Below are 25,490 nucleotides of genomic sequence, written 5' to 3' on the forward strand. Positions count from 1 at the left end.
CTATGATCGATTTTAACAAAAAGACCATTCTCATCACCGGTGGAGCCGGCTTCATAGGCTCCAATCTGGCGTTTTGGTTTCAGGAGAACCATCCTGATGCAAAGGTCGTGGTATTTGACCTTTTTCGCACGGGTGAGACCTTTTCCAACGGCAATCTGAAAAGCTTCGGGCACTACAAAAACCTCAAAGGTTTCACCGGAGAGATCATCGCCGGAGATATCACGAAAAAAGAGGATCTGGAGCGGCTACGGGATTTCAAGTTCGACTACATCTTCCACGAAGCGGCGATCAGCGATACGACGGTGTATGATCAGAAGATCATGATCGACACCAATCTCAATGCTTTCAAAGATCTGCTGAAGATGGCCAAAGAGATGGGTTCGGCGATGATCTACGCCAGTTCGGGCGCGACTTACGGCAACGCACCGGCCCCGCAGACGGTCGGACGCGAAGACCCGGCCAACATCTACGGCTTCAGCAAATTGGCGATGGACCATCTGGCCTATGACTGGATGAAGAGAACCGGCCTGCCCATCGTCGGCCTGCGCTACTTCAACGTCTACGGCCCGCGCGAGTTTTTCAAGAACAAAACGGCATCGATGGTATTGCAGTTCGGCCATCAGATCCTGGTGGGCAAAAATCCGCGCCTTTTTGAAGGGTCCGACAAGATTCTGCGCGACTTTATCTATATCGACGATGTCATTCAAGCCAATATCAAAGCATGCAACCCGAAAAAGAGCGGTGTCTACAATGTCGGAACCGGCAAAGCGAGAAGCTTTCAGGATATCGTCGACATTCTGCAAAAAGAGCTTGGAACGCACCTGCCGTGCGAGTATATTCCCAACCCCTATATCGGACAGTATCAATTCTTCACGCAAGCGGATATCGAACCCACAAGAGAGTTTCTGGGATACGAGCCGGAAGTGACACTGGAGGAGGGGATCAGGCGGTATATTCCGGAGATTCGGAGACTCTTTGAAGAAGAGGTGAGAGGGTGAGAGGGTTAGAAGGTAAGGTATGAAGTGTGAAACGTTGGATGTCTGGAAAATTTCGTGTGCATTGAGCAGCGAAATTTATATGGGCTTGAGGGAGTGTCGAGATTATGGGTTCAAAGATCAGATCACTCGATCGGCTCTTTCGATCCCCAGCAATATAGCTGAAGGTGTAGAAAGGGAATCCGACAAGGAGAGCTGGCGATTTTTGGATATCGCACAAGCTTCCGCAGCCGAATTGAAAACGCAGGTTTATATCGGCATGAAGATCGAATATATCGAAAAGATACAGGGTAAAAAGTGGCTGCAGGAGACCGATAGGGTGCATAGAATGATCAAAAGCCTTAAAAGGAGCTTTCGTGTACAGTGAGAGACAAAAGTTGAATGGAAAAAACCTTCTCACCCTCCCACCTTCTCACCTTCCCACCTCCTCATCGAGGAGTGCGTATGCGTAAATACGCCGCCGTTCGTCCTTCGATTCTCGTCGTTGGCGATTTGATGCTCGACCATTATCTTTGGGGAAAGACCGACCGTATCTCTCCCGAAGCGCCGGTACCGGTCATCGATGTGCAGGAAGAGAGCGAAGTGTTGGGCGGTGCGGGGAATGTGGTGAACAATCTGATCGCCCTGGGTGCGGACGTAAGTGTCGCTTCGGCGATCGGGAAGGATGAAAACGGCAAGCGGCTGGCGAAGATGCTGAAGTCTCTCGGTGTGCGAACCGACGCGCTGGTTGCCGAGCCGGAGCGAAAAACGACACGCAAGAGCCGGGTGATCGCTTCGCATCAGCAGGTGATCCGCTTCGACAGCGAGACGCGACAGGATATAACGAAAGAGACGGAGGAGAAGATTCTGGCTTCCGTCCAGCGGCAGCTTTTTGTCACGGATATCATATTGCTCTCCGATTACGGCAAAGGGGTGTTGAGCGAACGTTTGACGCAGCAGATTATCCAAATGGCGCGAGCGACCGGTGTGAAGGTGCTTGTCGATCCCAAGGGAAAAGATTACGCCAAGTACAGTGGTGCGACGCTGGTGACACCGAACAAAAAGGAAGCCAGCGAAGCGACGGGGATCGATATCGTCGATACCGAGTCGCTTGGCAAAGCGGGGTTTTGGCTCAAAAACGAGTTGAACCTCGATATGGCGATGATCACGCTTTCGGAAGAGGGAATGGCGATCTTCGACGAGACGATGCGGACGATCCCGACGGTGGCCAGAGAGGTCTACGACGTCACGGGTGCGGGCGATACGGTGCTCGGGACGCTCGGGTTCGTTCTGGCGGCGGGCGGCGATATCGACGAGGCGGCGCGTATCGCCAACGCGGCGGCTGCGGTGGTCGTCGGCAAACTCGGGAGTGCCACGGCGTCGTGGGACGAGATCATCGAGTATGAGACGACGTTGCACGAATCGACGACGGAGCATCGCATCAAGAGCCGCGAAGCGCTGGCTCAGAGTGTCGAACGATTGAAAAACGAAGGCAAACGGATCGTCTTTACCAACGGCTGTTTCGATATACTTCACCTGGGGCATGTGAAGTATCTGGAAAAGGCGAAAAGCTTCGGGGATGCACTGATCGTGGGGGTCAATTCCGATGCATCGGTCCGGCGTCTAAAAGGCGAGAGCCGGCCGGTCAATCCGGAGTATGACCGTGCCTATCTGCTGGCGGCGCTCGATGCTGTCGATTTCGTGACGATCTTCGACGAAGATACGCCTTACGATCTCATCAAAATTGTGGAACCGGATGTGCTTGTCAAAGGGGGAGACTACGAAGGCAAAGAGGTGGTCGGCAGCGATATCGCCAAAGAGGTGAGGCTTGTCGACTTCGTCGATGGAAAGAGTACGACGAAAATTATCGAAAAAATCAATGACGACAAAAGGGAGTGAGATGCTGAAGAAAACGATTGGAGCGGCTTTGTTGGCGGCACTGCCGCTGATGGCGCAAAACAGTGCGGAGATCGACCTCAATTCGGACGATATCGAAATCGCCGGAAAGTATGAGCTGGGGCAGAGTTTCGATTATGACGGCCGAAGCAGCAGGAACTATCTGCATGCGGCCTATCTCTACAGCGGCGAGAGCCATACCCGCGGAAAGAACCTTGTGGAGTTCGGTTACCTTGCGACGGGTACGCTGGGCGATTTTACGCGCCTGCGTTTCGGCATCGGTATCAAAGCCGCTTTGGCGGAGGATTATGTGGCGGTCCCTCTGGGATTGACGGTGCATTACCGGGTCCCTGTGGAGTGGCCGGTGAGCCTGAGCGGGGAGGTGTATGCGGCACCCGATCCGCTGGTCTTCTCCGACGGAAAGGGTTATGGCGGCTACAGATTCGGAGTCGAAAGCAAGCTGATTCCCAATGCGACGATCTATGCGGGGTATAGAAATATCGACCTCAAATATAAAGACGACAGCAAGAATTTCAATGACGGATGGTATGCGGGTGTCCGTTTCTACTTTTAAGGAACCGAGATGTTGACAGTGATCGAAAAAGAGCTCGAAGCGCATCGAAAGACACTTGAATCGGTGGTTGAAGGGCTTCAGCACTTCATCTACACCGCCGGTGTGATCGCGACCGAAACACTCGAAGCGGGGCACAAAATCCTGCTGTGTGGTAACGGCGGCAGTGCGGCCGATGCCCAGCATATCGCGGCCGAACTGACGGGGCGCTACAAGGTGGAGAGAAGAGGCCTTCCCGCGATCGCACTGACGACCGACACTTCCGCGCTGACCGCGATCGGAAACGATTACGGGTACGAGCACGTTTTTTCGCGTCAGGCCGAAGCACTGGCACAGCCGGGTGATCTGATGATCGGGATTTCGACCAGCGGCAACAGTGTGAATGTCGTTTATGCGCTGGAAAAGGCCAAAGAGATCGGATGCCGTACCGTGGGGCTGAGCGGTAAAGGGGGCGGAAAGATGAACGATGTCTGCGATCTCAACATCATCGTCCCTTCAGACGATACGGCACGCATCCAGGAGATGCACATCCTCATCGGCCATATCCTATGTCAGCTGATCGACAACGAGTACCGGTAGCCGATAGGTAAAACGGGATGGGGGCTACTCCTCCCAGATTCTCGAGAAATCGAAATCGATCGTGCACTTCTTCAGATCGAAGGTGAAGGTTTCGTCCGTCGCGTCGAGCGCTTTGACGTAGCGGCCTTCGTGGAGCTTGAAGACTTTGGCCATCTTTTCGTTCGGGTAGACGATGACGTAGTAGAGTACGCCTTCGCGCTCGTAGAGGTCGAATTTGAGGTGCTCGTCTTTGGCGGCCGTTGAAGAGGAGACGACTTCGAAGATGAGCGAAGGCGCTTTGGTGATATAGCTTCCGGCCGGTTTGTAGCAGAGCACCAGGTTGTCCGGTTGGACGATCGTGTCTTCGGTAATGTGCCAGTCGATGGGTAGATAGGCATGGCACGCTTCACACTTTTCAAGGGATACAACGAGTTGAGCCGAAATTTTGGCACTAATTGACTGATGTGAAGGCATGGGCGCCGGGCTCATGGCGAATGCTTCACCGTCGATAATCTCCCATCGCCCCTCCCAATGTTTGTAGTCTTTGTAGGTGTAGTGCGGTTTGTAATCTCGTGCGGCTCGCATTTTACGCTCCGTTTTTTTCCCCTATTATACCATGGGCGGCGTCGATGACCTCCTGTGCCGAAATCCCTTTCATGCATTCATGCGTTTTGATGGGACACGTCCGTTTCATGCAGGGTGCGCATTCGAGATCGTGACGGACGATGACGCTTTCGGGATTCATCCACTGGCAGGTCTCTTTGTGCTTTGTTGGGCCGAAGATCGCGACGGTAGGGATTTGGTAGGCGGCGGCGACGTGCATCGGCCCGCTGTCGCCGGTGATGAAGAGGTCGAGTCCGGCGATCGTGCTGCAGAGTTCAGGGATCGTCGTTTTTCCGGCGAGGTTGGTGACGTTTTTTATGCCTTTTTCACGAACCATCTTCTCGATATCACCCGCGATGTCTGTTTCCGCCGGGCCTCCGAAGATGACGATGTCGAACCGGCCGGCGAGCGCTGCGGCCACCTCGGCGAACTTTTCGGGGTACCACCGTTTGGCACTGCCGTAGGTGGCACCGGGGTTGATGCCCATGGCCGGCCGTTCGAACCGTTTGATGGGCCAGTCGAGCCGTAAAGGGCCGGGGGTGTCGTTTCGGCCGGTGACGATGTCGATGAATGCCTGGTATTTTTCGACCTGGTGAGTGGTGGTGAGAGGGTGAGAAGGTGAGAGGGTGAGAAGGTTTTTGTCGTAAACGTATCTTTTTGGGGTGCCGGTGAGATAGAGCAGGGCTTTGGAATAGAGGTGGCTGCGGAAGCTTACGGCGATATCGTGCGGGCCGATGGTTTTGGCAAGTCTGTAGACGTTCAGGGGGCGGAAACCGTCCGCTTTGGTCTTGTCGACGATAACGCTGTCCACACGTGGATGCGCTTTCAACGCTTCGGTGCTGACGTAGGAGCCCAGAAGCGTCACCTCGGCATCCGGGTAGGCGGCGAAAAGGTTTTCGAGCGCGGGTGTCGTCATGACGGCGTCGCCGAGCCATGTGGGAAGTTCGATGAGCAGTTTCATTTGACGAACCTTCGGTTCTGGTTGAGCACTTCGAGGATGTAGCGGTTGGCGTTGGGGTCTTTAGGATAGGGGATCGGTTTGTAGGTAATGGTGTCGTAGACCCGGGTTTTGAGAATCTCGTTCGGAAGATTCGAGAAGACGAGGGTGTATTTCGGTGTGATGATGGCGTTTTTGTACCAGTTGCCGCAGGTGGTGAAATCTCTGCGGTAGTCGTCCGCGAGAAGGTCTTTGCCGTTGGAGAAGTCGGCGAAGTCGTTCGTGACGCCGATCTTTCGCATCAGGGTCGGCATCAGGTCGATGCTCGAAGCGAGTGTGTCGATCTTTCGGGATGCGAGGCCGGGGACTTTCATGATGAGCGGGGAGTTCGTCTGCTCGATGTCGAAGGCGCTGTTGTGGCCGAGCAGGCCGAACTCGTAATACTCCTGTCCGTGGTCCGAGGTGAAGATGACGATGGCGTTTTCGTAGAGTCCTTTGGCTTTCAGTTTTTCGATCATCATTCCGATGAGGTGGTCGGAATAGTGGACGGCGTTTTTGTACTGGTTGAAGAGTTCGGTGCGGTCCTCTTCGCTCGCCGTCGCGTAGTTGACCTCACCGGCACCGTCGGGCTGGAATTTCGCGAAATCTTCGGGATAGGAGTTGCCGTGCGGGCCGTCGAGGAAGACGAAGGAGAAGATCGGCTGCGAGCCGTTTTTGTCGTCGATCCACTTCAGCCAGCTTTGGGTGAGAGCTCTGTCTTTTTCCCAGGGAAGGCCGGGGAACTGGTCGTGAATACGCTCTTTCACATCGTAGTAGACGGTCTGTTTGAACTCCGGCCAGCTGGTGTCGGTACTCGAGAAGATGCCGATGTCGTAGTCCAGTCGTTCGAGCGCTTTGAAAAAGACCGGGCCCGTTTTGGCGTTGAGAAAGGTGAACCAGTAGGCGGAGTTGAGTCCGTAGAAGAGCGAGAAGATGCCAAAGCGTGTCGTATTGCCGCCGCTTCGGTTGTTGGTGAACCAGAGTGCGTCCTGGCTGAAGCGAAGGATGTTGGGGGTGACGGCGGCATCGAGGATGTCGTTGCGTACGGCGTCGGAGGCGAAGATGAAGATATGCACGGGTTTGGGGTGCGGAATCTCGATGGGTTTGAGCGGGTAGACGACTTTGGCATCGCTTTTGACACCGACGTCGGCACTTTTGCGTTCGGCCGCATGGAGTCCAAAGCGCTTCTCCATGAACCGTGTGAAGGTGAGCGGCTGGTAGAGTGGGATCGGCTTGGTGCTCTCCAGGATCTTGTCGTTGGCGTACATGTTGGCGAAACCGTAGTAGACCTTCTCCGTCAGTGCGACGAGCAGGACGATGGGTGCGACGACACGGTTGAATGTTCGGTTCCAGCCTTCAAGAAGGGGTGCCTCTTTTCTCTTCAGAAAACGCAGAAGCCAGAGTTCGAAGGTGACAAAGGCGACAAAGTAGCCAATGGTGATGAGAACGGGGCCCGAGCCGGTCTGGATGCTGTCGAACGCGGCCGGCGACATCAGGATGTTGAGCACCATTCCGTTGATGTGAAACTTCCAGATACGAAAGATGAAAAAGTCGAGTAGCAAGGCGAAGTTCGTCAGTGTAAAGAGAGCGACAAGCAGCGGCAGCATCACCTTCTCGAAACGGAACAATGGACGCAGCAGGAGAAAATAGGCCAGATAGAGCATCGCCGAGGTGGAGAGGGCGGCCGGAACCGTGAAAAGCAGCGTATCGTTGTCGTGGTTGAAGATCAGGAAAAGGAGAAAAAAGAGTGTCGTGACAAAAAAGTTGGCTTTGAAAAAGAGTGTCAGGGTCGTAATGTTTTTTTTGTTTTGCATGGTCTACTTTGTTTTAATCGCTTTTCGATGAAGTTCGATGAGTTTTGCGTATTTGAGATAGGAAGCCGTCGATTTCGCTATGCAGATGGTCATGCCATCCAGGCCTTCGAGGAATCCAAGTTTGAAAACGTAGAATTTGACAAACGAGAAAAGGCCGTGGAAAAAGGGTGAAAAGGGAGAGGCGCTTTTACCGTGTTTGTAGAGTTCCTGTGCCGACCAGCTGGAGTAGCTGTTGAGTTTTGACATCATCTCCTCGATCGAGTCGTAGGTATAGTGAACGATGTGTGCGTCGAGTCGATCGTAGTTTTCCGATTCGATTTTCGAGTGGACTTTGACCGGTTTGAAGTCTGTTTTGGTTTTGTCGAAAAGGCGGCGGACATAGTCCGGGTACCATCCGGCATAGCGGATCCATCTGCCGTTGAGAAAGTTTTTCCGCTTGAATTCGAATGCTTCGTAGGGGGTGTTTTCGAAGTCGATCTGCCGGATGGCGTTCACCATATCTTTATCGAGGCGCTCGTCGGCATCGAGATTCAGCACCCATTTGTGTTTGCAGTGGGGAAGGCCGATACTGCGTTGAGGCCCGTCCCCCAAAAAAGCCTGCCGGATGACGAGAGCCCCCATTTTTTCGGCGAGTTCGATGGTTCCGTCTTCGCTGTAGGAGTCGACGACGACGATATCGTCGCATACCTGGAACATCGAGGCGAGGCACGCTTCGATGTTTTTTTCCTCGTTGTACGTGATAACCAGTCCGCTGATTTTTTTCACGATCGATCCATTATGAAGTTTTCGATGCGTTTTTTGCTCAGATTCGTGGTGACGTACTCATGGTATCTCTGTTTGAAAAACCAGGCGATCTGTCCGGCGACTCCGGTGCGTCTGTTTCCACTCAGGAAAGAGTCGAACATTCCGTTCTTGCTGCCTTGGAGGGCGAGGGGAGGTTGAAGCCAGTAGATATCGATGAAACCATGCTGTGACATTTTGGTGTGCATATGGTCGATAGGGTAGTCATATTTGTTGAGCTCGAGAAATTCGAGCATCTTTTTCGCCGCCTCCAGATTGACGATATAGGCTCCCGTTCTTTTGGTTTTCTTCGCTTTATAGAGATATTTGTCTCTTTTTCTGAAATAGAGGGGGACATATTCGAAAGCCTCTTCGATATTGATGAGAAAAGGGGCCGTCTCCGTGAAATCTTTCAGGTAGCGGGTCAATTTTTTCCTGAAATTCTTTTTCAGAATGACATCGTCTTCGAATACGAGCGCGTAGGGGATCTCTTTTTGAACCATTTCTCTGTAGACAAGAATGTGTTTGTAGGTGCATGACATCGCCGCCTTGCCCTCTTTGAAGATATCTCCTTTTGCAAAATGCTTTTCGATGATATCGTCGGTCAAATCGGAAATATCGCCGTCCAATATGTAGTTGAAATGCGGTATATCCCTTTGGGGAAGATGTTTGTCGATATGTTTTTTTCTCTCTTCATACCCTTTTCTGACATGAATGACATAGACATGTTCGAAAATTTCATCGATCTGCATAGCGCTCCGTTTAATTGTCTGGTGTGAGATAGTTTCTAAATAAAGCGATATTTTAGCATATTTGCAGATAGGTGGTTCAGAGGGTATAATAATGAAATTTTTCATAAAATTTATTTGAAACATACGACAAAGGCAGGGCGGATTAGTAAATGGGCAAAACGATTATCACATATGGAACGTTCGATCTGTTTCATATAGGGCATCTGAAACTGTTGAAACGACTGAAGGAGATGGGTGACCGGCTGATCGTAGGTGTTTCGACAGATGAATTCAATGCATTGAAGGGGAAGAGAACCTTGATTCCGTATGAACAGCGAGCGGAAATAGTCGGTGCCATCAAATATGTCGATGAGGTGATTCCGGAAAAAAGCTGGGATCAGAAGATCGACGATATCAGGCGTTTGAATGTCGATGTTTTCGCGATTGGAAACGATTGGGCGGGTAAGTTCGATTTTCTGAAAGAGTATTGCGAGGTTGTCTATCTGGAACGGACCAAAGGCATCTCTTCGTCGCAATTGAAAAACGTTCTGACCTCCGTATCGGTCTCCAAAGAAGAGCTTTTGAAGGCGTTTGAAGTGCTCGAACAGCTGAAAAACGATTTGGCATAGAATCGATAGGAAAATCACGTGAATGAAACTGTACAACAAAATGAAAACGATTTCGTCATTTCGGACGAACTGTTGAAGGATGCGCAAGCTGTCATGTTCGATCTTCTCAAAGAGATCGACAGAATATGCAAAAAACACGATATAAAGTATTGGCTCGACGGTGGCACGCTGCTCGGAGCCGTACGTCACCAGGGATTCATCCCGTGGGATGATGATATCGATATCGCGATGATGCGGGAGGATTATACCCGTTTTATGGAAGTGGCTCCGAAAGAGCTGCCGGAGAATATGTTTCTGCAGACGAAAGAGACGGACCCGGGCTATTTCAACCTGGTCGCACGTATGAAAGTGAGAGACAAAAACAGTCTGATCCTGGAGGATTTCGAAAGCGGAGACGAACCCTACCATTTGGGGCTTTTTGTCGATATTTTTCCCTACGATCACCTCCCTTCGGAAAAATCGAAAAGAAAATTCTACAAGTATTTGAGTAAAAAGATCATCAAGTTTCAAAAATTCAAACTGGAAAAAAAGGGGTTGTTCAAGGATGGAAATGTGATCTATTTTCTGCTCGGCCCATTTTTTTCTTACACCTTTTTGGAAAATACGCTGCAGAGGATGATCGAAAAAACAAACAGGGAAAATAGTGAAGTGATCGGCTTTGGGCTCGATTGTGTCTTGACGAGAGTTTACGACAAAAAAGAGTTTTTCCCTCTCGACGATCTTCCTTTTGTCGAAGGCGATTTCCCCGTTCCGAAAAACTGGGACTATTATCTTCGTACGACATATGGTGACTATATGCAGTTGCCGCCGGAAGAGGAGCAGCGTCCGCGGCATATCAAGAAGTGTATCCCCCGATTGAATCAATCCTGACGTTTTTTCAATAGAGATTTGGCGATATAGTCAGTCACGGCGATGGCCGCTCTTCTGTAACGATCGCACGCACTTTGTGCGTCGTTTTGTGGTTTTCCCGCGAAGAAGGCGCCTGCTTTGGAGATGACGATGCCCGATTCGTTGAGCCCGCAGTGGAGCCGGGTGTCGTCGAGCAGGCTGCTTCCGACCGAGAGGTAGTCGGTGTCGGAGAGGGTCAGGCCGTAGAGTGTGGCCATCAGGTCCTTGTGGGAGCCGGGGACGCTCGTGTCGATCTTTTCGGGGCGGATGGCGGGTGGCAGATAGAGATAGAAGGGGATCTTTTTCGACTCTTCGGCGAAGTTGTCGTAGCTCATGACCCCTTCGATCGTGTTGTTGTCGGCGGTGATGACGACGACGGTGTTTTGGGCCAGTTCGCCGTTTTTTATGGCATCGAGGAATTTTCCCGCCATGTCGAGCGCGTACTGGTAGTCGTAGAGGCGTTTTCGTATCAGCTCGATATCTCCGCGCAGATGTTTTTTCAGTTCGGGGCTTATTTTCAGCGGTTTGGGTTTGTACCCTTTGTAGAGTTCGTATGGCGGGTGGTTGTTGGTGGTCATGGCGTAGATGAACTGCGGCTGTGTCGCCCGTTTCAGTTTCAGGAGGATGTACTCGTAGAGGAACTGGTCGTAGACGCCCCAGTCGTGGAAATCCTCTCTTTTGAGATGAAGGGTGCTCGCGATTTTGGCTTTGCCTTCGATGCTGTCGAAGCCCTGTTTGGAGAAGAAGCTGCCGACGTTGCGCCACGAGAGGTCGCCGCCGTACATGAAGGTCGTTTCATACCCGCTTTTTCGGTAGACCTTCGCCGCGGCGGTCGGGAACGAGCTGTTTTGGTAGATACTCTGGCCGTAGGGGATCGTTCCGGGGCGGGCGGTAAGGTTGAGAAGCATCGGTTCCATCGAGACGATCGTGCCGTTGGCGGCGGAGATGAAATGGGTGAAGAGAGTGTCTTCGTCGAAATGTTTTTTGAGACTGCGCAGGATGTCGAAGCTCTCGCTCTGGTACTTCGTGATCGGCAGGCCGAAACTCTCGACCATGATGACGACGACATGGGGTTTGAGCTTCTCCAAAAGCGGGTTTTTGGGCGTCGTCTCTTTCAGCGAGGCGAGAAGGTCGGAGGGGTCGACCTCCTTTTTGCCCGTGACGATTTTGAAAGCATCTTCGATATGGCCGGCGAATCCCATCGCTTCGATGAAATCCTGGTCGGCGTTTTGGCTCTTTTTATACTGCTCGATCGCTTTGGCCATGGCGAAGACGCCGTTTCTGGAGATCAGGTTGACGAAATGGTTGCCGGAGATATCTTTGGTCCAGTGGAAGATGGGAAAAATCCCCAGGGAACCGCGGATGGCCAGGAAGGTCGCCACCAAAAGTATGAAGAGCAGGGTGCTCTGTCCGACGATGCCGTGGGATTTTTTCGCCGGCAGCAGGGGGCGGCAGATGATTTGGCGTACCGTGAGGTAGAGCGAAGCGGTGTATCCCAGTGCCATCGCGAAGATAAGCGGGAGATTGTAGTTCTTTTGGGCGATTTTGAGCAGGGCGGCGGTGTCGTCGTCGAAAATGCCGAAGATCCAGAGGGTGATGTGTTCTCCGAAGTAGGAGAAGTAGGCGTAGTCGGCCGCGAGAATGAGCGAAACAAGAAGATAGACAACGAAAAAATAACCGAACAGGGCACGTTGCAGCCAGATCGGGGCGATGCGGTTTTTAAGGAAGGCGGCGGCGATGAAGAGCAGGACCGGCAATACATAGGCGAACCCGAGAATGGAGAGGTCCAGACGCATTCCGAACCAAAAAGCTGCGACGATCTCGTTCATCGGAACATCCGACAGGGATGTGGGGGTGAACGAGATGAAAAGGGCCGCCCTGAATATGGTCATGACCAAAAGAAAAAGAAGCTGCAGCAGCAGGGTACGTTTGACGAGGGTGACGATCTGCTCGAAGGTCAGATGTTTCAAAGTCGAAGATGGGTGTTTCACGTGTTGTAGAGTTCTCCGTATTGGTCTTTCCAGCGGCGATGGAGCCAGAACCACTCCTCCGGTTTGTTGCGGATCGCGCGTTCGATCGCATCCGACTGTGCTTGGATGTTACGGCGCATATCTTCGTCTTTGTCCTCCGTCTTTTCGACTTCCAGCGGCGGATAGAAGGTGATGGTGAAGGTTTTGTGGTCTTCGCTGGTGATGAAGGTGGGGATGATGATGGCGTCGAGGCGCCGTGCCAGCAGTGCGACCGCCATGGTGTGGCGCGCTTTTTTGCCGAAAAAGTCGACGAGGATCCCTTCGTTTCTCGTCGTGTTCTGGTCGACGAGGAGCCCCACGGCACGCCCCTCTTTCAACGCTTTGATGAGCGGTTTCATCGCACCCTGTTTTGGGATGAGCTCCACATCGAACTGTTGGCGGTTTCTTTCCAGGATCGTGTTCATCGTTTTCGAGTCGAGGGGGCGCCCTACGACGGAGATGGGAAGGTCGAACTTCACGGCGGTGGCGAGGGGAAGAATCTCCCAGTTTCCGTAGTGGGCCGTCATGAAGATGATGGGTCTGCCGCTCTTTTTGGCTTTTTCGAGGATCTTACCGTTTTCGAACCGGACTTTCGAGAGCAGCGCCTCTTTCGAGATCCCCTGGTTCTGCACGAAGTCGGCCAGGTTGAAGAGCATGTTTTCATAGCACTTTTCGACGATGCGCTCTTTCTCTTCGTCGCTCATCGTTTCGCCGAATGCCAGGTCGAGGTTGACCCTCGCAATGCGGCGATGTTTCGCATCGAGCCAATAGGCGAGTTTCGCCAACCCTTTGAGGACCGGGAACTTGACGGCGTCGGGGGTGCGGCGGACGATCCACTGAAAGAGGTTGAAGGCGGCGAGGTAGAGGGCATCCATCACGACAGTACCTCGCGCACCGCCTCGGCGATCCTCTTCGGTAGAATCGTTGCGATCGAGCGGTCGTTTTTGTCGAAACGGCATGGGTGGACCTTCGCCCCCGAGGTGATGGCGATGTTGACGGGGGTTTCCATCATCATCGATTTCGGGGTCGAGCCGAAAAGGAGGATGGAGGGCCTGTTCATCGCCCACGCCATGTGGCTGGGGCCGGTGTCGCCGCCGATGAGCAGGTCGCTTTTGGCGACGGCGTATTTGAGGGTGTTCAGGCTCATCGGCGGCAGAAGCGTGGCCGGGGAGTTTTCGGCGATGGCCCGGGCGGATTCGCGTTCGGCTTCGCTGCCGGCGACGAGCAGGAGGTTGTACTCCTTCAGCAGCTCGGCGAGTTCGGTGAACTTTTCGGGCGGGTAGGTTTTGCTCGCATTGCTCGCTCCCGTGACCACGAGGACGTTTTTTTTGTCGTGAGTGAAAAAGGGGTCGAGGGTGCGGCACGCTTCGTCGGTTTCGAAATAGAGGTAGGGGGCCTTGTTCGACAGCATCTCTTTCGTGATCTCGATGCCGAGCGACTGGGCCAGAAGCGACGCGAAACGCATAGGTGCGATCTCGGCACAGTCGACCGGGTAGGTGTAGCGGTAAAGAAGCGTCGCGATCCCCTCTTTGGCCGATGCCGCATCGAGGCCGGCCACGTCGCTTCCTGCGATACGCGCGAGTACGGCCGATTTGATGAGGCCCTGGACATCGATGACACGATCGAACGGCCCGGCCGCTTTGACAGTGTGAACGATCGCTCTAAGTGCAGAAAGAGAGGGCGCTTTTTTGAGTCCGTGCATATCTACCGGCACGATGGTGTCGATGTGGGGGTTGTGCCGAAGAATCTCGGCGAATTTCTCTTCCACGAACCATGTGATGTGTATACCGGGGATCCGGGCTTTGATGAACTGCATCGAAGCGAGGGTGTGGATGACATCACCCATCGCCGTCAGACGGACGATCGCGACTCTCATTGTGGCCTTAGTTTTTACGCGTATTATACCATTTCACTCGCAGGTTACGGGGGAGAGCGAAAGGTGTGTGATCTTTTTCTTTTTCACGCCCATCCAGAACCCCATGGAACCGCTGCACTCCTGGGTGGAAGAGAAAGTGATCCGTACATCGAGTGTGTCGGTTTCGAGTGTGGGTGTGATGCCGAAGTGGACGGTAAGAAGAGAGGCTTTGTACTCTTCATCGATCGGGAGATCTTCCGCTTTGGCGTAACGCTCGTCGTGTGCGGCGAGTCTGGCGATGACAGCCGGAGGAAAATCGGGGTAGAGAAGCCTCAGTTGTTCGCTGGTGGCGTAGTTGAGGTCGAGGGCCGCTCCTTCGTATCCGAAGGTCTCTTCCCAGCTTTCGAGGGTCAGGTTCGCGTCGCCGCTGAGGGTCGTGTAGGTCTGTAAAATCGTCTCCATCGCGCGGCTGTTCGCGATCTGTCCGTTTTGAAACCACGGTCGGTTGTTGCGTATTTCGCTGCCGCGTTCGCGTTCGTAGCTGTCGGTATCGTAGCTGTCTAGAAGAATTGCCAGCAGCAGCGAGGGCGCTTTGACATGCCGGTTCTCCATCCAAAGCAGCAGGCCATCGAGTGCCTGTTGCTCCTTTTGTACCGAGCCGAGCAGTGCGTTGATATCTATTTTGTCGCGCGCCGAGGAGAGCGTGATGGTACCGGAAACCGGCCCCAGGTCGAGCGAGACGGGGATTCCGCTTCCATAGAAAATATCGTCCTGGGTGAAGTTTTGAGACTTCAAAAAATCGCTCATGTCGCTGAGAAGCAGATTGGTCTGAATGATATCGATGTTTTTTCTGACACTCTTCTTGAGTGCACCGCTTTGCTGAAGAAAGAGAAATACGATGGAACTCAGAAGCAGCAGAATACCGAGGGTGATGAAGAGTACGATGCCGCGTCTCATCGGTCGCCTTTGTAGAGTGTCATGACGATGGGCGCGATCTTCTGGCACTTGAGCAGAAGATCGGCATGGGATTTGTTGTCGCTGATGCGCAAAGAGGTGCACTCCACCGCGAGTTTGTCGGCGAAGAAATAGGTACCGTTCAAGTCGCCGATGTAGTTGCTTCCGAAAAAGTCGATGGGCTTCGTCGCTTCGATGCGGATCAGTGCGTTTTCCCTGCGGCTGACGTAGTAGTGGACCCAGGGCCTCGCGATACCGTAGGTGGAGTGGTCCGTCGTGAACGAGAAGCGGTCGTAACCCGCTTCGTGTACGATCGTCATGGGGCTTCGCATCTGCGTGATGTCTTCTGTCAGCAGCGAAAAGATGGTCTGGCTCGCCGTGACGCTTTTGGCCGACTTTTCGTAGCGCGCATGGCTGCTTCTCAGATCGTTCAGTGTGGCGAAGAGATAGGTGAATACGATCGCCGTGAGCAAAACGGCGATGAGCATTTCGACGAGGGTGAACGCTTTTTTCACGGTTCGAGCCTCAGAAAATTGACCGAACTTCCATCCTGTTCGATCCGGACCGGAAAGAGTTTGTAGGTCAGGTCGAGGTCGCCGCTTTGAAAGAGTGTCTTTTTCTCCTCTTTTCCGAGTGTCGCTTTCGCCTCGAGGCTTTTGAGCCAAAAAATTTCGTCATCGCGGAGTTTCGTGAAACGGGTCGTATCGTAGAGCGTGATATCTCTTTTTCCGATCCGGTGAAGATTTGCATAAAGAAGCGGTGTCGATTGGTAGAGAAGGATCGCTTTGCCGCGATAGCGCTCCATCTCCCCTTTGATCCAGCCATCGAATTTCAACAGCGCAAGTCCCATCGTGAAGAGAAGCATGATGCTGATCAGCACTTCCAGCAGCGTGAAGGCGGGGGTTTCACTGCGCATAACCGGCTCTGTCTGGGAGGTAGTCGCTCTGGCGTATAGCGCTGACCAGTGCGACCGGGTCGTCGAAAAAACGGGGCTTTTCATAGGGGTGGATGTAGAGCCACCGTTCGCCGACGCGGATGATCTGCGGATCGAAAAAGCCATCTTTGCGGCAGCGAACCGCAAAGGAGGGGCGGAATTCGTCGGTGCCTATCTTGATGTGGGGGTAGTCGATACTTTGAAGGGTCTCGTCGGGATTGAGACGGTAGGCGATCCCGGTTTCACGAAGAGAAAAGACCGAGAGCAGCTCACCTTCGGCTGTCAGACGGCATTTTTTCGATTCGCTGCAGTAGAGGGTCATTGCACGCTTCTTGTAGTTCGGAGAGGTTTTGAAAAGGGTGTCGATGGTCCGCAGCGAAAGCTCTTCACGGGCCGCTTCCGCGGGGGATTTCGGCATGACGGTGTTGAAAGCGATGCCGTAGACGATGCCCATCAGTAGAAGTACGATGAGCAGTTCGATCAGGGTGAAGGCGCCACGAAGTGGCGCGAGTGTTGAGTGTTGAGTGTTGAGTGTTGAGTGTTCGGATGCGTGAAGCTTACTCATAAAATCTTCTCAATGCTCAGTCCTCAATGCTCAGTGTCTCTCGCACTCCTGCAGTGTGATGTCCTTGGCATCCCCTTCGCCTCCCTCTTTGCCGTCGGCTCCGAGGCTTATGATATTGATCTCGTTGCCTTCGTTGATGTAGATGTAGGGGTGCTTCCACGGGTCTCGTGGGAGTGTTTTGCTCTCGAGATAACCGGTCGGTGCGTAGTTCGTGTACTTCTGGGGATCGGGGTTTTTGATGAGCGCTTCGAGCCCCTCCTCCGTTGTCGGGTACATGCCGTTGTCGAACTTGAACGATTTGAGTGCCTCCTCGATCTGCTTCATCTGGATGCAGACCAGCTTGCGTTTGGCACTTTCGGCCTTGCCGATCAGGTTCGGCAGCACGAGGGCACTCAGAAGTCCCAGAATGATGATGACGATCATCAGTTCAAGGAGCGAAAACGCAGAACGTTTTCGGGAGTGTTGAGTGTTGAGTGTTGAGTGTTGAGATCTTTTTTCTTTCATGCCAGTTTCTCCTTGTATGTGTTCTTCAAACCGCCTAGCATATTGGCGATCTCTTCAATGACTGTTATCCATTGCAAGCCGATCTTCTTTTCGATATATCCGATTTCGATGCCGATATAGGTTTGCGTGATCAGTTCGGCGGTCGAACCACGTGCGATTTCTATGAATCTAATCGTCTCTTTGTTCGAATCTTTCTCCACTCCCTCGGCGATATTGCTCGCAATCGAGAGTGCGCTTCTTGTGATTTGGTCTTTGAATCCAAAATTTTTACACGTTTCAAAATATCTATAAATCTCGACCGAAAGCCGACAACTCTTTTTCCAAACGTTCAGGTTTTTACACCGCACATTCACTCCACTCAACACTCAACGCTCAGCCCTCAATACTTATTGAGAAAATCGGCAACAGCATCGAGATGACCAGAAATCCGATAATCCCGCCGATCGTGAGCATCAAGACAGGTTCCAGCAGGGCGAGCATCACTTCGATGCGGTCGCGGTTCTGTTGGGCGTAGAGTTCGGCGAGGCTTTTGAGCGAAAATGCCAGGTGTGAGCTCTTCTCTCCCAGCGCCACGGCGTTGATGAAGTCGTTGGGAATCTCTTTGTTTTTGACATTCTCGCGAACCGCTTGTGTGAAACTTTTTCCCTCGACGATTTGTGAAGCTATTTTACCAAAAAGTTTTTGAAGATAGCGGTTTCCGATGGTCTGTGCGGCATAATTGAGCGCCTGGGCGAAGGGAACGCCGCTTTGCATCAGCAGTGCCATCACCCGCCCGAAACGCCCCAGCTCCATGAAGACCACCATGTCGCCGAAAAGAGGGATTTTCAGCACGAGACGGTCCATGATGTAGCCGAACTTCTCGTTCTGTTTCCAGCTTAAAACCAGTCCGGCGGCCAGTGCGACGGCCACGACGATCATCACGCCCGAGTAGGCCTGGAAAAAGTGGGACAGCGCCAGTGTGATTTTCGTCGAGGTGGGCAGTTCGCTCTTGGTCGATTCGAACATGTCGACGATCTTGGGGATGATCGTCGTGAGCATGAAGTTGATCATCGCAATGGCGATCAGCAGGATAAAGGTGGGGTAGATGAAAGCTTTGACGACATCGCGTTTGATCTTCTCCTGCTCCTGGACGTAGTCGGAGAGTTCCAGCAGAACCATCTCCAGGTTGCCGCTCTTTTGCGCCACCTTGATCGTGTGGAGGAAGTAGGGCGGAACGGTATAGATGCTCTGGGCGGCCAAGGCGTCGTAGAAGGAGCCGCCGCTTTCGATATGACGGGCAACTTCTTCGAGAAAGGCGTGCTGTTTGCTTTTTTTCGGAAAGTTTTCGGCGACGAGATGCAGCCCCTGGTTGAGTGAAATACCGGCTTTGAGATAGAGGCTGAGGTTCCGCCCGAGTGCCGCGATGAGTGCGGGCGGGACCGGACGGGCGAAGAGTTGTCTTTTGGGCTTGATACTCTCGACGAGAACGTTCCGGTATCGAAGCTGCTCTTTTGCCGACGTGACATCGGGTGCGGTGATGGTGCCTTTGATGCGTTTGCCGCTTTTGTCGTACCCTTTGTAGGTGAAAGTCATAGCCCTTTGACCCCGATGCGCACCGCTTCGGAAATACTCGTTTCCCCCGCGATCACCATGCGCCTGAGCTCTTCGAACATCGGCCTGAAATCACTCTTTTCTATTAGGTATCGCCGCAGCTCCTGTTCGTCGGCGCCACGTTTGATCTGCGCGGCGAAGGCTTCGTCTACGATGATGATCTCGCCGATGGCGCGCCGCCCCACATAACCCGTTCCGCCACACTTGTCGCACCCTTTGGGGCCGTAGAGGGTGGCATTGTGCGGCAGGTCGAAGTAACGGATATCTTCGTCGGTCGGCTCGTAGGGAATTTTGCAGTGTGGGCAGAGCAGCCGGACGAGGCGCTGTGCAAGGATGCCGATGAGGGTGGAACTGACCAGAAAGGGGTCGATGCCCATGTCGATCAGGCGCGGAATGGCCGATGCGGCACTGTTGGTGTGAAGCGTCGAGAGCAGCAGGTGGCCCGTCATCGCCGCCTGTGTGGCGATTTTCGCCGTCTCCTTGTCACGCATCTCGCCGACCATGATGACGTCGGGGTCCTGGCGCAGGATGGAACGGAGCGCTTCGGAGAAGGTGAGGTTCACCTTCTCGTTCACCTGGATCTGGTTGATCCCTTCGGCGTTGTATTCGACCGGGTCTTCGACGGTGACGATGTTGTAGTGTTCGTGGTCGATCTCTTTCAAAAAGGAGTGCAATGTCGTCGACTTGCCGCTTCCGGTCGGGCCGGTGATGAGGATCATTCCGTAACTGTGTTTCAGGAGCGAACGCAGTTTGGTGTAGACCTCTTCGGAGAAGCCGAGTTCCTGTAGGGAGGGAATCGACTCGCCTTTCATCAGAAGGCGAAGTACCGCTTTTTCGCCGTAATAGGTCGGAAGGATCGAGACGCGCACGTCGACGCTCGCTCCGGCGATCGTGATCTTCGTACGGCCGTCCTGGGGGATGCGTGTTTCGGAAATGTCGAGGTTGGAGATGACCTTGATACGGTTGATGATGGAGCCGATCGCCCCTTTTTTCAGGGTGGCTATCTTGTTCAATACGCCGTCGATACGGAATCGGACGTCTCCATCTTTTTCGAAGGTTTCGATGTGGATATCGGTGGCGCGCCGTTTGATCGCCTGTACGAAAAGGGAGTTGACGTAACGGATGATCGGCGCCGAGTCTTCGCTTGTCAGAAGATCTTCGTTCTGAAGGAAGTTTTCGATCTCTTCCGGGCTTTCGAACCCCTCGATGCCTCCGATACTCTCTTCGCTTTTGGCTTCGAGGAAACGGTTTTTCAGATCGTCGTAACTCTCCGTTTCAAGCAGCAGGAGGGGAAATTTTCCGCCAAGATGCGAGAGGGCGTTGAGCATGTTGGCATCGGGGTTTTCACGAATACAGGCGTGGGGTTTCTCCTCGTAGATACAGAAAAGCAGGCCGTTTTTGATGTAAAAGTCGAGGTTTTGGACTTCCGTATAGATGGGAAGTGTCGCCTGAAGCGGCGCGGAAAACATTATTCGTTCCCCTTTTCGGCTTCGAGCTCGCGCTGAAGGATTTTTGTGAGTTTCGTTTTGAGATCTTCCGTCTTCGCAATCTGCTCCTGGATCTTCGCGAGCGACTGGCTGTTTTTGATGATGTAGGGTGTCAGGACGACGATGACGTTGATCTGGTCCCGGTTCTCGTTGGTGGAGGTGAAGAGCGCGCCGAGGAAAGGAAGGTCGCCGAGCAGTGGTACCTTGCTGACGCCTTTGGAGTAGTAGTCTTTGAGCAGGCCGCCGATGATGACGCTCTCGCCGTTCTGGACGATCGAGACCGTGTTGACTTCCCGTTTCAGTGTCGTCGGACGGTCGGCGGCGACCGTGCTCGAACGGTCGATATCTTCGATCTTCGTCTTGACTTCGAGAAGGACTTTGTCGTCGCTGGCGATCTGGGGTTTGACTTCGAGTGTCAACCCGATATCTTCACGGCTGTAGGTGTTGCGCGTGATGGAGGTGGTGTCGTTTCCCGTTGCCTGGCTGGTGAGGATCGAGATCGTCTTGCCGATGTAGACCGTCGATTTTTTGTTGTTGATGCACAGAACGTTGGGTTCGGAGACGACGTTGACGGCACCGTTTTGTTTCAACAGGTCGATGATGGCACCGACTGCGACAGCCTTCGAGGTCGTTCCGAAGTCGATGGTGTCGGTCAGGGAGGAGGGCAGTACGAACGAGGAGCCGCCCATGTTGAAGATCGATGTCAAAAGGGTGTTCCCGGCGACGGCACCCCCGGCCAACCCCCATTTGATGCCGAGGTTTTGCAGTTTGTTCTGGCTGATCTCGTAGATGTGGGCTTTGATGTAGACCTGCTGCTGTTCGATATCGAGCTTCTTGATCACCTTCGTGATCAGCTTGACCGCCTGCGGGGTTCCGGTGATGGCGATGGCGTTGATATCCTCTTTCGCCTGAATCGAAACGTGTGCCTGCGTCTGCTTGTCGAAACTTTTCATCAATCCCGTCAGGATTTTGACGGTTGCGGCCGCTTCGGCATTGTTGAGGAAAATGACGTCGCTCATCACCTCTTTGGCACTGTTTTGGCTGTCGTATTTTTTGACGATGCCGACGGCTCTTTCGATGTCGTGGGTATCGGCGATCACGACGATTTTGTTGCTTTTTGCATCGGCATTGAGCGTGACCGGGAAGCGGAAGGTGGAGCTGAGCGCTTTGAAAATCGCGTTCAATTCTTTCATGGCGGCGATGGCGTCCGCATTGTCGAGTGCGATGAAACGGATCTCTTTTTTCATCGGCCGGTCGATCTTCCTAAGTGTCGCCTCGAAGTTCTCGATATGGTTGGGGTAGTCGCTCATGATGATGACATTTTTGTTGTTGTCGAAGGTGACCGAGGCGAACTGGCTGCTGAGATAGCGCAGTTTCTGTACCGCATCGCTCGCTTTGAGGTAGTGGACCGGAATGATTTTGGTCAGCATACCCGCTTCCGATTTGCCGGGAGTCGCCATCTTCTTGGCGTTGGCGGCGCGCGTGACCATCATGTAGCCGTTGTTTCCGTCGATGATCGTGTAGCCGCGGTTTTGCAGGATCTGCGACAGAAGTGGAAGCAGCTCTTTCTCGTCGATCGGTTCTTCGGAGATGAAGTTGACGTTGCCGCTGATTCTGTCGGTGATGAGGATGTTTTTGTGGGCCTGTTTCGCGACGAAACGGATCACGTCCTTGATCGGCGTGTTGTTGAAGTTGACGGTGATCTTTTTTGCCTGAAGGCCGAATGGCAGGATCAGAGCTGTCAGTAAAAACAGGTTAATAAATCTCATAATGTAGCTCCTTTCGCTGGCTGCCGCGTTTGATCGTCAACGAAAGCGTACTCAATTCGTTGATTTTGTTGAAATATTTGAAGGCATCGCCTTCGTTCGTTATGGGCTTGCCGTCGATTTTTTCGATGATATCACGTTTGCGTAACCCCATTTTATCAAAAACCGACCCTTTTTTAACGTTGGTGATACCGAAACCGACGAGCTTGTTCGCTTTGTAGACGGGGTTGATCGCGATGTATTTGAAGATCTTTTTGACATCGCGCATCTCGTCGAGCAGTTCTCTCGGGACGTAGTAGGTATCGCCCTCCTGCCGGATCTGTTCGGTCAGTGCGGCCGTTTCGTTTCCGCTCTTTTTTTTGCTTCTGGAAGTGGAGAGTGACCCACTTTTCGTCTTCTTCATCGTCAGCCAGTATTCGCGGCCGTTTTTGAGAAGCTTGATGCGGTCCGTGAAGACTTCCGCCAACTCGAAGCCGTCGATCGTCTCGCCGACGGTGAGAAGTTTGCTTTTTCCGTTGTGCAGGACGATGGCCATGCTGGGGCTGCCGACGGCTGTCATGGTCAGTGTGTATCCTTTGAGGGTGGCCGGCGGTTTGTTGTGCGGCTTGACACGCCTGGTGGCATCTTTCTTTCGAAGTGCGAACGCATGGGCGAAAGGGTAGCGGCCGGTTGGCTGTTCGACGGTTGCCCTACACTCGAGCGATGCCGTCGGCGGCAAAAAAACGTCGACTGTCAGGGCGGCGAGTTTGGCGGCCAGCACGATAACGAGGCTCCATACCACGATGGGAAAGAGTGCTTCAAAACGACGTGGCATAGGTGTATTTCCCATTTTTCAAACTGAAGTACCGCAGTGTCGAGACAAAGTTCCTGCGCATGACCGACGAGGGGGTGAGCCGGAGGGTGACGGTCCGCGTTCGCCATGAAATATCGCCCTCCAGGGTTCCGAAGTCCCCCTCCGCCCTGATCGTTCCGGGCAGGAGACGAACCGTGACGCTGCGGATATTCGGCGGCACAAGCGATGCCGCCATCCCCTCGAGACGAATCGACGAAAGGGCCAGCTCCAGTGGCGTGATCCGGAGGGCCCCGACCTTCGCTACGGGAGAGTGGGCATAGAGTAGTGTCATCCGCTCGATACTGCAGCCTATAGGCGAGGTTGTGCGTGTATCGTAACAGACGTTCACCTGTGCTTCGGATGCCGCCTCGATCGCCGCGTTGCAGAGCCGCTCCTTGGAGACGAAGAGCAGGGTCAACGCGATCCAGAGCGTCATAGCTGCCAAAGTGAACAGGATGCGTTTGAGCCAGATCACAGTGAAACTCCTACTTCGACGGAGAGCGTATGGCCGTCTTTGCGTCGTACCTCGAATGTTTCGATCGCCAGTGTGCTGTTGAGCAGTTTGTTCAATACCGTATCGACGCGCTTCGCATCCAGTTCGAAGCGGTAAATCTTCTTGTTCGTTTTTTTGGCCACCTTTGGCTGGATTCCGTAGAGTCTCAGCATCGTTTCGAAGCGCTTCAGAGCCTCCCTCTGCGCCTTTTCGGACCAAACCTCTTTCAAGGCGTGGTAGCGCCCGACCAGTGTGCTTCGCTTATGATACTCCTTTTCGAGCGTGTTCTTTTGGCTATCCATGTAGAGTGCCGCCGTGATCCAGAGCAGCGACAGCGAAAAGAGAGCGATCAGATAGGGCCTCAAAAGACGTATCCTATGCGAAGTGAGACGATCTGGTTTTTCGTCGTGCTTCGGGGCTCGATATACCCCTGGCCGCTCGAACCGTAAGCGGCCTCGGATTCATCGATATCCCAGTAGTCGTAGGCGTAGTTGCCCTGCAGATAGAACTGCCGGGTAACGTTCCATGTCAGAGGGATGTCCAGATGAAAACCGTTCGTCGTGCCGAGATCGAGTGTGACGCCGCCATCGAGAGAGGCGTCGAGTTTCGGGGCGATGGCGTGCTGGTAGTGGACCGAAGCGCCGATGGACCATGCCGGCACGGGCGACCATCTCGTACCCAGGCCGATGAGAAGGTAGGGCCACTTGTAGGCTTCATCGTACCCGTATCCGTCGTGGTTATCGAGATTGCGCTGCCAGTGGCGGTAACCCGCCCCCATGAAAGCGCGCATCGCATAGTCGCTTCGGGCCTCTTCCGCGGCGAGCCTGATCTCTCCGGTGTAGATCTCCACATCCGTCGTTCCCCGGTAGGGCGTAGCGCCGCTTCCGTCCGATACGAAGCCGTCGTAGTCGCTCGAGCCTCGCGCGTAGGAAAAAAGAAGTTTCAGATAGGGGCGGGCCGTTTCGTGGCGGATCGGCTCGAAATCGAGGCGAAGGGCCGTTTCGAAGCCGGTGATGTCGGAGAAGCCGGAGGTTTCACCGTCGAGATAATCGCCGTTTGCGTCCCGCTCTTCATAATCGAAATTCACCATCTGCCCGCCGATATAGATATCGTGTGCGAAGAGCGAAGTGTGTAAAAGTGCGATCAGTGCCATAATCTTCATTCTATTCATGAACACATCCTTTTTGCGCGCTACAGGTGAGTTTGCCGATTTTTCCCTGAAGAGAGCGTTTGATGGCATCGCGAAGTTTTCGTTGCCGGGCCATCGTGCTTTCGTAACGCTTGACCAGCGACTCGATCTCGTAAAGCGAACGCTCGGTACGTGTATCGTCGACCATTTTCCGAACGGCATGCAGGCTCTGGTAGCGAAGAGAGAGGTCGAAAAGCGCCGCGATGGCGAGCAAAGCCACGAGCGCCGTCAGCGACTTTCTTCCCACGCCTCCACGCTCGGCCCGGTTACACGGCTGGGCGATGGCTGGAAAATCGAGAGAATCCAGCGAGGGGAGACTCGTGTTCTCGTTCTCCATCTCGATACAGATCCCGTTGAGCTTCTCCGCGACCAGGCCGTCGTCGATTCGAAGCGGCATCTGCTCCGAAAACTGTTGCAGGAAATAGCAGGGGGCGTTTTTGGCACCCGTTTCGTCGATCCGTCGGGCGAGCAGGTCGGCGTCGTACGCGTAGCAGTCGAAGCTCTCTCCTCTTTTTTCCACGAAAATCGCGCGATAGGTTTCAGGGCGTGATGCGAGAAAGGCATCGGCCAGTTTTCTGGCTTTTGCCAAGGAGCGTGTCGGAAATTTGGCATTGGCATACCAATAGAGTGAAGGGGATACGACGACGATCTCCTCTTCTCTCTCTTTGCGAACGGTACTGTCCTCTCTGATGTAGTGTAGTGCCAAACCCTGCCTTTATTAGATAAAAACTCCGATAGCCGGAAAAAAAACGCGTTAAGTTTAAACCATTATAGTCAACAGTCGATAAATATTTATTGAATGGATGTTATTGGGATATCCTGTTTCGCCTGGATCGTGACAATCCAAGGCAACGGCTAAATCTTGCCCAAAAAGAGTCGATAGATATTAGGA

At 53.4% G+C, this 25,490-nt stretch carries 29 protein-coding genes; 7 read left to right on the forward strand and 22 right to left on the reverse strand.

The window, feature by feature from the left end:
• Nucleotides 1–2: 2 nt before the first annotated feature.
• The 5 genes from rfaD to gmhA all read left to right on the forward strand — a co-directional run bounded on the left by rfaD (nt 3) and on the right by gmhA (nt 4,020).
• On the forward strand, nt 3–998 hold the full coding sequence (gene rfaD / locus QUD54_RS08945) for an ADP-glyceromanno-heptose 6-epimerase (protein WP_286336386.1): 996 nt from the start codon (nt 3–5) through the stop codon (nt 996–998).
• Nucleotides 999–1,017: 19 nt separating this feature from the next.
• Entirely contained in the window at nt 1,018–1,362 is a 345-nt protein-coding gene (locus QUD54_RS08950) for a four helix bundle protein (RefSeq protein WP_286336387.1), read from the forward strand.
• A gap of 77 nt (nt 1,363–1,439) precedes the next feature.
• On the forward strand, nt 1,440–2,873 hold the full coding sequence (gene rfaE1 / locus QUD54_RS08955) for a D-glycero-beta-D-manno-heptose-7-phosphate kinase (protein WP_286336388.1): 1,434 nt from the start codon (nt 1,440–1,442) through the stop codon (nt 2,871–2,873).
• Nucleotide 2,874: 1 nt separating this feature from the next.
• Nucleotides 2,875–3,444, forward strand: coding sequence for a YfaZ family outer membrane protein (locus QUD54_RS08960; protein WP_286336389.1), 570 nt, complete (start codon nt 2,875–2,877; stop codon nt 3,442–3,444).
• 9 nt (nt 3,445–3,453) lie between these two features.
• Nucleotides 3,454–4,020, forward strand: coding sequence for a D-sedoheptulose 7-phosphate isomerase (gene gmhA / locus QUD54_RS08965; RefSeq protein ID WP_286336390.1), 567 nt, complete (start codon nt 3,454–3,456; stop codon nt 4,018–4,020).
• A 24-nt stretch (nt 4,021–4,044) separates the two neighbouring features.
• Here the strand turns inward: gmhA and QUD54_RS08970 are convergent, their stop codons facing one another.
• The 5 genes from QUD54_RS08970 to QUD54_RS08990 are packed head-to-tail and all read right to left on the reverse strand — an operon-like array spanning nt 4,045 to nt 8,924.
• Nucleotides 4,045–4,584 (reverse strand): Uma2 family endonuclease, encoded by a 540-nt coding sequence (locus tag QUD54_RS08970; protein WP_286336391.1) that lies wholly within the window; start codon nt 4,582–4,584, stop codon nt 4,045–4,047.
• A gap of 1 nt (nt 4,585) precedes the next feature.
• Nucleotides 4,586–5,563, reverse strand: a complete 978-nt coding sequence (waaF, locus tag QUD54_RS08975) for a lipopolysaccharide heptosyltransferase II (protein ID WP_286336392.1) — start codon at nt 5,561–5,563, stop codon at nt 4,586–4,588.
• The gene (locus QUD54_RS08980; RefSeq protein ID WP_286336393.1) at nt 5,560–7,392 is read right to left on the reverse strand and encodes a sulfatase-like hydrolase/transferase; all 1,833 of its coding nucleotides are present in this window, start codon (nt 7,390–7,392) and stop codon (nt 5,560–5,562) included. Before QUD54_RS08980 ends, waaF begins: the two co-directional genes overlap by 4 nt.
• Nucleotides 7,393–7,395: 3 nt before the next feature.
• The gene (locus QUD54_RS08985; RefSeq protein ID WP_286336394.1) at nt 7,396–8,157 is read right to left on the reverse strand and encodes a glycosyltransferase family 2 protein; all 762 of its coding nucleotides are present in this window, start codon (nt 8,155–8,157) and stop codon (nt 7,396–7,398) included.
• Complete coding sequence (locus QUD54_RS08990) at nt 8,154–8,924, reverse strand: glycosyltransferase family 25 protein (protein ID WP_286336395.1); 771 nt, start codon at nt 8,922–8,924, stop codon at nt 8,154–8,156. The genes QUD54_RS08985 and QUD54_RS08990 overlap by 4 nt, the downstream gene beginning before the upstream one ends.
• A 149-nt stretch (nt 8,925–9,073) precedes the next feature.
• On the opposite strand from QUD54_RS08990, the gene tagD reads away from it, so the two are divergent.
• Entirely contained in the window at nt 9,074–9,532 is a 459-nt protein-coding gene (gene tagD / locus QUD54_RS08995) for a glycerol-3-phosphate cytidylyltransferase (protein WP_320051521.1), read from the forward strand.
• Between the two features lie 18 nt (nt 9,533–9,550).
• Nucleotides 9,551–10,402: a LicD family protein gene (locus QUD54_RS09000; protein ID WP_286336396.1), complete on the forward strand. Its 852-nt coding sequence runs from the start codon at nt 9,551–9,553 to the stop codon at nt 10,400–10,402.
• Here the strand turns inward: QUD54_RS09000 and QUD54_RS09005 are convergent.
• The 17 genes from QUD54_RS09005 to QUD54_RS09085 are packed head-to-tail and all read right to left on the reverse strand — an operon-like array spanning nt 10,393 to nt 25,304.
• Nucleotides 10,393–12,390 (reverse strand): LTA synthase family protein, encoded by a 1,998-nt coding sequence (locus QUD54_RS09005; protein ID WP_286336397.1) that lies wholly within the window; start codon nt 12,388–12,390, stop codon nt 10,393–10,395. The genes QUD54_RS09000 and QUD54_RS09005 overlap by 10 nt on opposite strands.
• Before the next feature lie 17 nt (nt 12,391–12,407).
• On the reverse strand, nt 12,408–13,388 hold the full coding sequence (locus QUD54_RS09010; protein ID WP_286336398.1) for a lipid A biosynthesis lauroyl acyltransferase: 981 nt from the start codon (nt 13,386–13,388) through the stop codon (nt 12,408–12,410).
• Nucleotides 13,304–14,305, reverse strand: coding sequence for a lipopolysaccharide heptosyltransferase I (gene waaC / locus QUD54_RS09015; RefSeq protein WP_286336399.1), 1,002 nt, complete (start codon nt 14,303–14,305; stop codon nt 13,304–13,306). The genes QUD54_RS09010 and waaC overlap by 85 nt, the downstream gene beginning before the upstream one ends.
• A gap of 33 nt (nt 14,306–14,338) precedes the next feature.
• Nucleotides 14,339–15,241, reverse strand: coding sequence for a hypothetical protein (locus tag QUD54_RS09020; RefSeq protein WP_286336400.1), 903 nt, complete (start codon nt 15,239–15,241; stop codon nt 14,339–14,341).
• Nucleotides 15,238–15,753 carry a PulJ/GspJ family protein gene (locus tag QUD54_RS09025; protein ID WP_286336401.1) on the reverse strand — a complete coding sequence of 172 codons (516 nt, stop codon included), beginning with the start codon at nt 15,751–15,753 and terminating at the stop codon, nt 15,238–15,240. The genes QUD54_RS09020 and QUD54_RS09025 overlap by 4 nt, the downstream gene beginning before the upstream one ends.
• Nucleotides 15,750–16,154: a hypothetical protein gene (locus QUD54_RS09030; protein WP_286336402.1), complete on the reverse strand. Its 405-nt coding sequence runs from the start codon at nt 16,152–16,154 to the stop codon at nt 15,750–15,752. Before QUD54_RS09030 ends, QUD54_RS09025 begins: the two co-directional genes overlap by 4 nt.
• A complete protein-coding gene (locus tag QUD54_RS09035) occupies nt 16,144–16,737 on the reverse strand; it encodes a prepilin-type N-terminal cleavage/methylation domain-containing protein (RefSeq protein ID WP_286336403.1) in 594 nt (197 codons plus the stop codon). The genes QUD54_RS09030 and QUD54_RS09035 overlap by 11 nt, the downstream gene beginning before the upstream one ends.
• Before the next feature lie 30 nt (nt 16,738–16,767).
• Entirely contained in the window at nt 16,768–17,241 is a 474-nt protein-coding gene (gene gspG, locus QUD54_RS09040) for a type II secretion system major pseudopilin GspG (protein ID WP_286336404.1), read from the reverse strand.
• A complete protein-coding gene (locus QUD54_RS09045) occupies nt 17,238–17,588 on the reverse strand; it encodes a four helix bundle protein (RefSeq protein ID WP_286336405.1) in 351 nt (116 codons plus the stop codon). The genes gspG and QUD54_RS09045 overlap by 4 nt, the downstream gene beginning before the upstream one ends.
• 25 nt (nt 17,589–17,613) lie before the next feature.
• Nucleotides 17,614–18,813, reverse strand: coding sequence for a type II secretion system F family protein (locus QUD54_RS09050; RefSeq protein ID WP_286336406.1), 1,200 nt, complete (start codon nt 18,811–18,813; stop codon nt 17,614–17,616).
• Nucleotides 18,810–20,300, reverse strand: coding sequence for a GspE/PulE family protein (locus tag QUD54_RS09055; protein ID WP_286336407.1), 1,491 nt, complete (start codon nt 20,298–20,300; stop codon nt 18,810–18,812). Before QUD54_RS09055 ends, QUD54_RS09050 begins: the two co-directional genes overlap by 4 nt.
• Nucleotides 20,300–22,087 (reverse strand): type II secretion system secretin GspD, encoded by a 1,788-nt coding sequence (gspD, locus tag QUD54_RS09060; RefSeq protein ID WP_286336408.1) that lies wholly within the window; start codon nt 22,085–22,087, stop codon nt 20,300–20,302. Before gspD ends, QUD54_RS09055 begins: the two co-directional genes overlap by 1 nt.
• Nucleotides 22,074–22,898 (reverse strand): PDZ domain-containing protein, encoded by an 825-nt coding sequence (locus QUD54_RS09065; RefSeq protein WP_286336409.1) that lies wholly within the window; start codon nt 22,896–22,898, stop codon nt 22,074–22,076. The genes gspD and QUD54_RS09065 overlap by 14 nt, the downstream gene beginning before the upstream one ends.
• A complete protein-coding gene (locus QUD54_RS09070) occupies nt 22,882–23,391 on the reverse strand; it encodes a hypothetical protein (protein ID WP_286336410.1) in 510 nt (169 codons plus the stop codon). Before QUD54_RS09070 ends, QUD54_RS09065 begins: the two co-directional genes overlap by 17 nt.
• Complete coding sequence (locus QUD54_RS09075; RefSeq protein ID WP_286336411.1) at nt 23,388–23,774, reverse strand: hypothetical protein; 387 nt, start codon at nt 23,772–23,774, stop codon at nt 23,388–23,390. Before QUD54_RS09075 ends, QUD54_RS09070 begins: the two co-directional genes overlap by 4 nt.
• Nucleotides 23,771–24,580, reverse strand: a complete 810-nt coding sequence (locus tag QUD54_RS09080) for an autotransporter outer membrane beta-barrel domain-containing protein (RefSeq protein WP_286336412.1) — start codon at nt 24,578–24,580, stop codon at nt 23,771–23,773. Before QUD54_RS09080 ends, QUD54_RS09075 begins: the two co-directional genes overlap by 4 nt.
• Complete coding sequence (locus QUD54_RS09085) at nt 24,573–25,304, reverse strand: hypothetical protein (protein WP_286336413.1); 732 nt, start codon at nt 25,302–25,304, stop codon at nt 24,573–24,575. The genes QUD54_RS09080 and QUD54_RS09085 overlap by 8 nt, the downstream gene beginning before the upstream one ends.
• Nucleotides 25,305–25,490: the final 186 nt, after the last annotated feature.

It is taken from the genome of Hydrogenimonas cancrithermarum (assembly GCF_030296055.1).
GTDB classification, from domain to species: domain Bacteria; phylum Campylobacterota; class Campylobacteria; order Campylobacterales; family Hydrogenimonadaceae; genus Hydrogenimonas; species Hydrogenimonas cancrithermarum.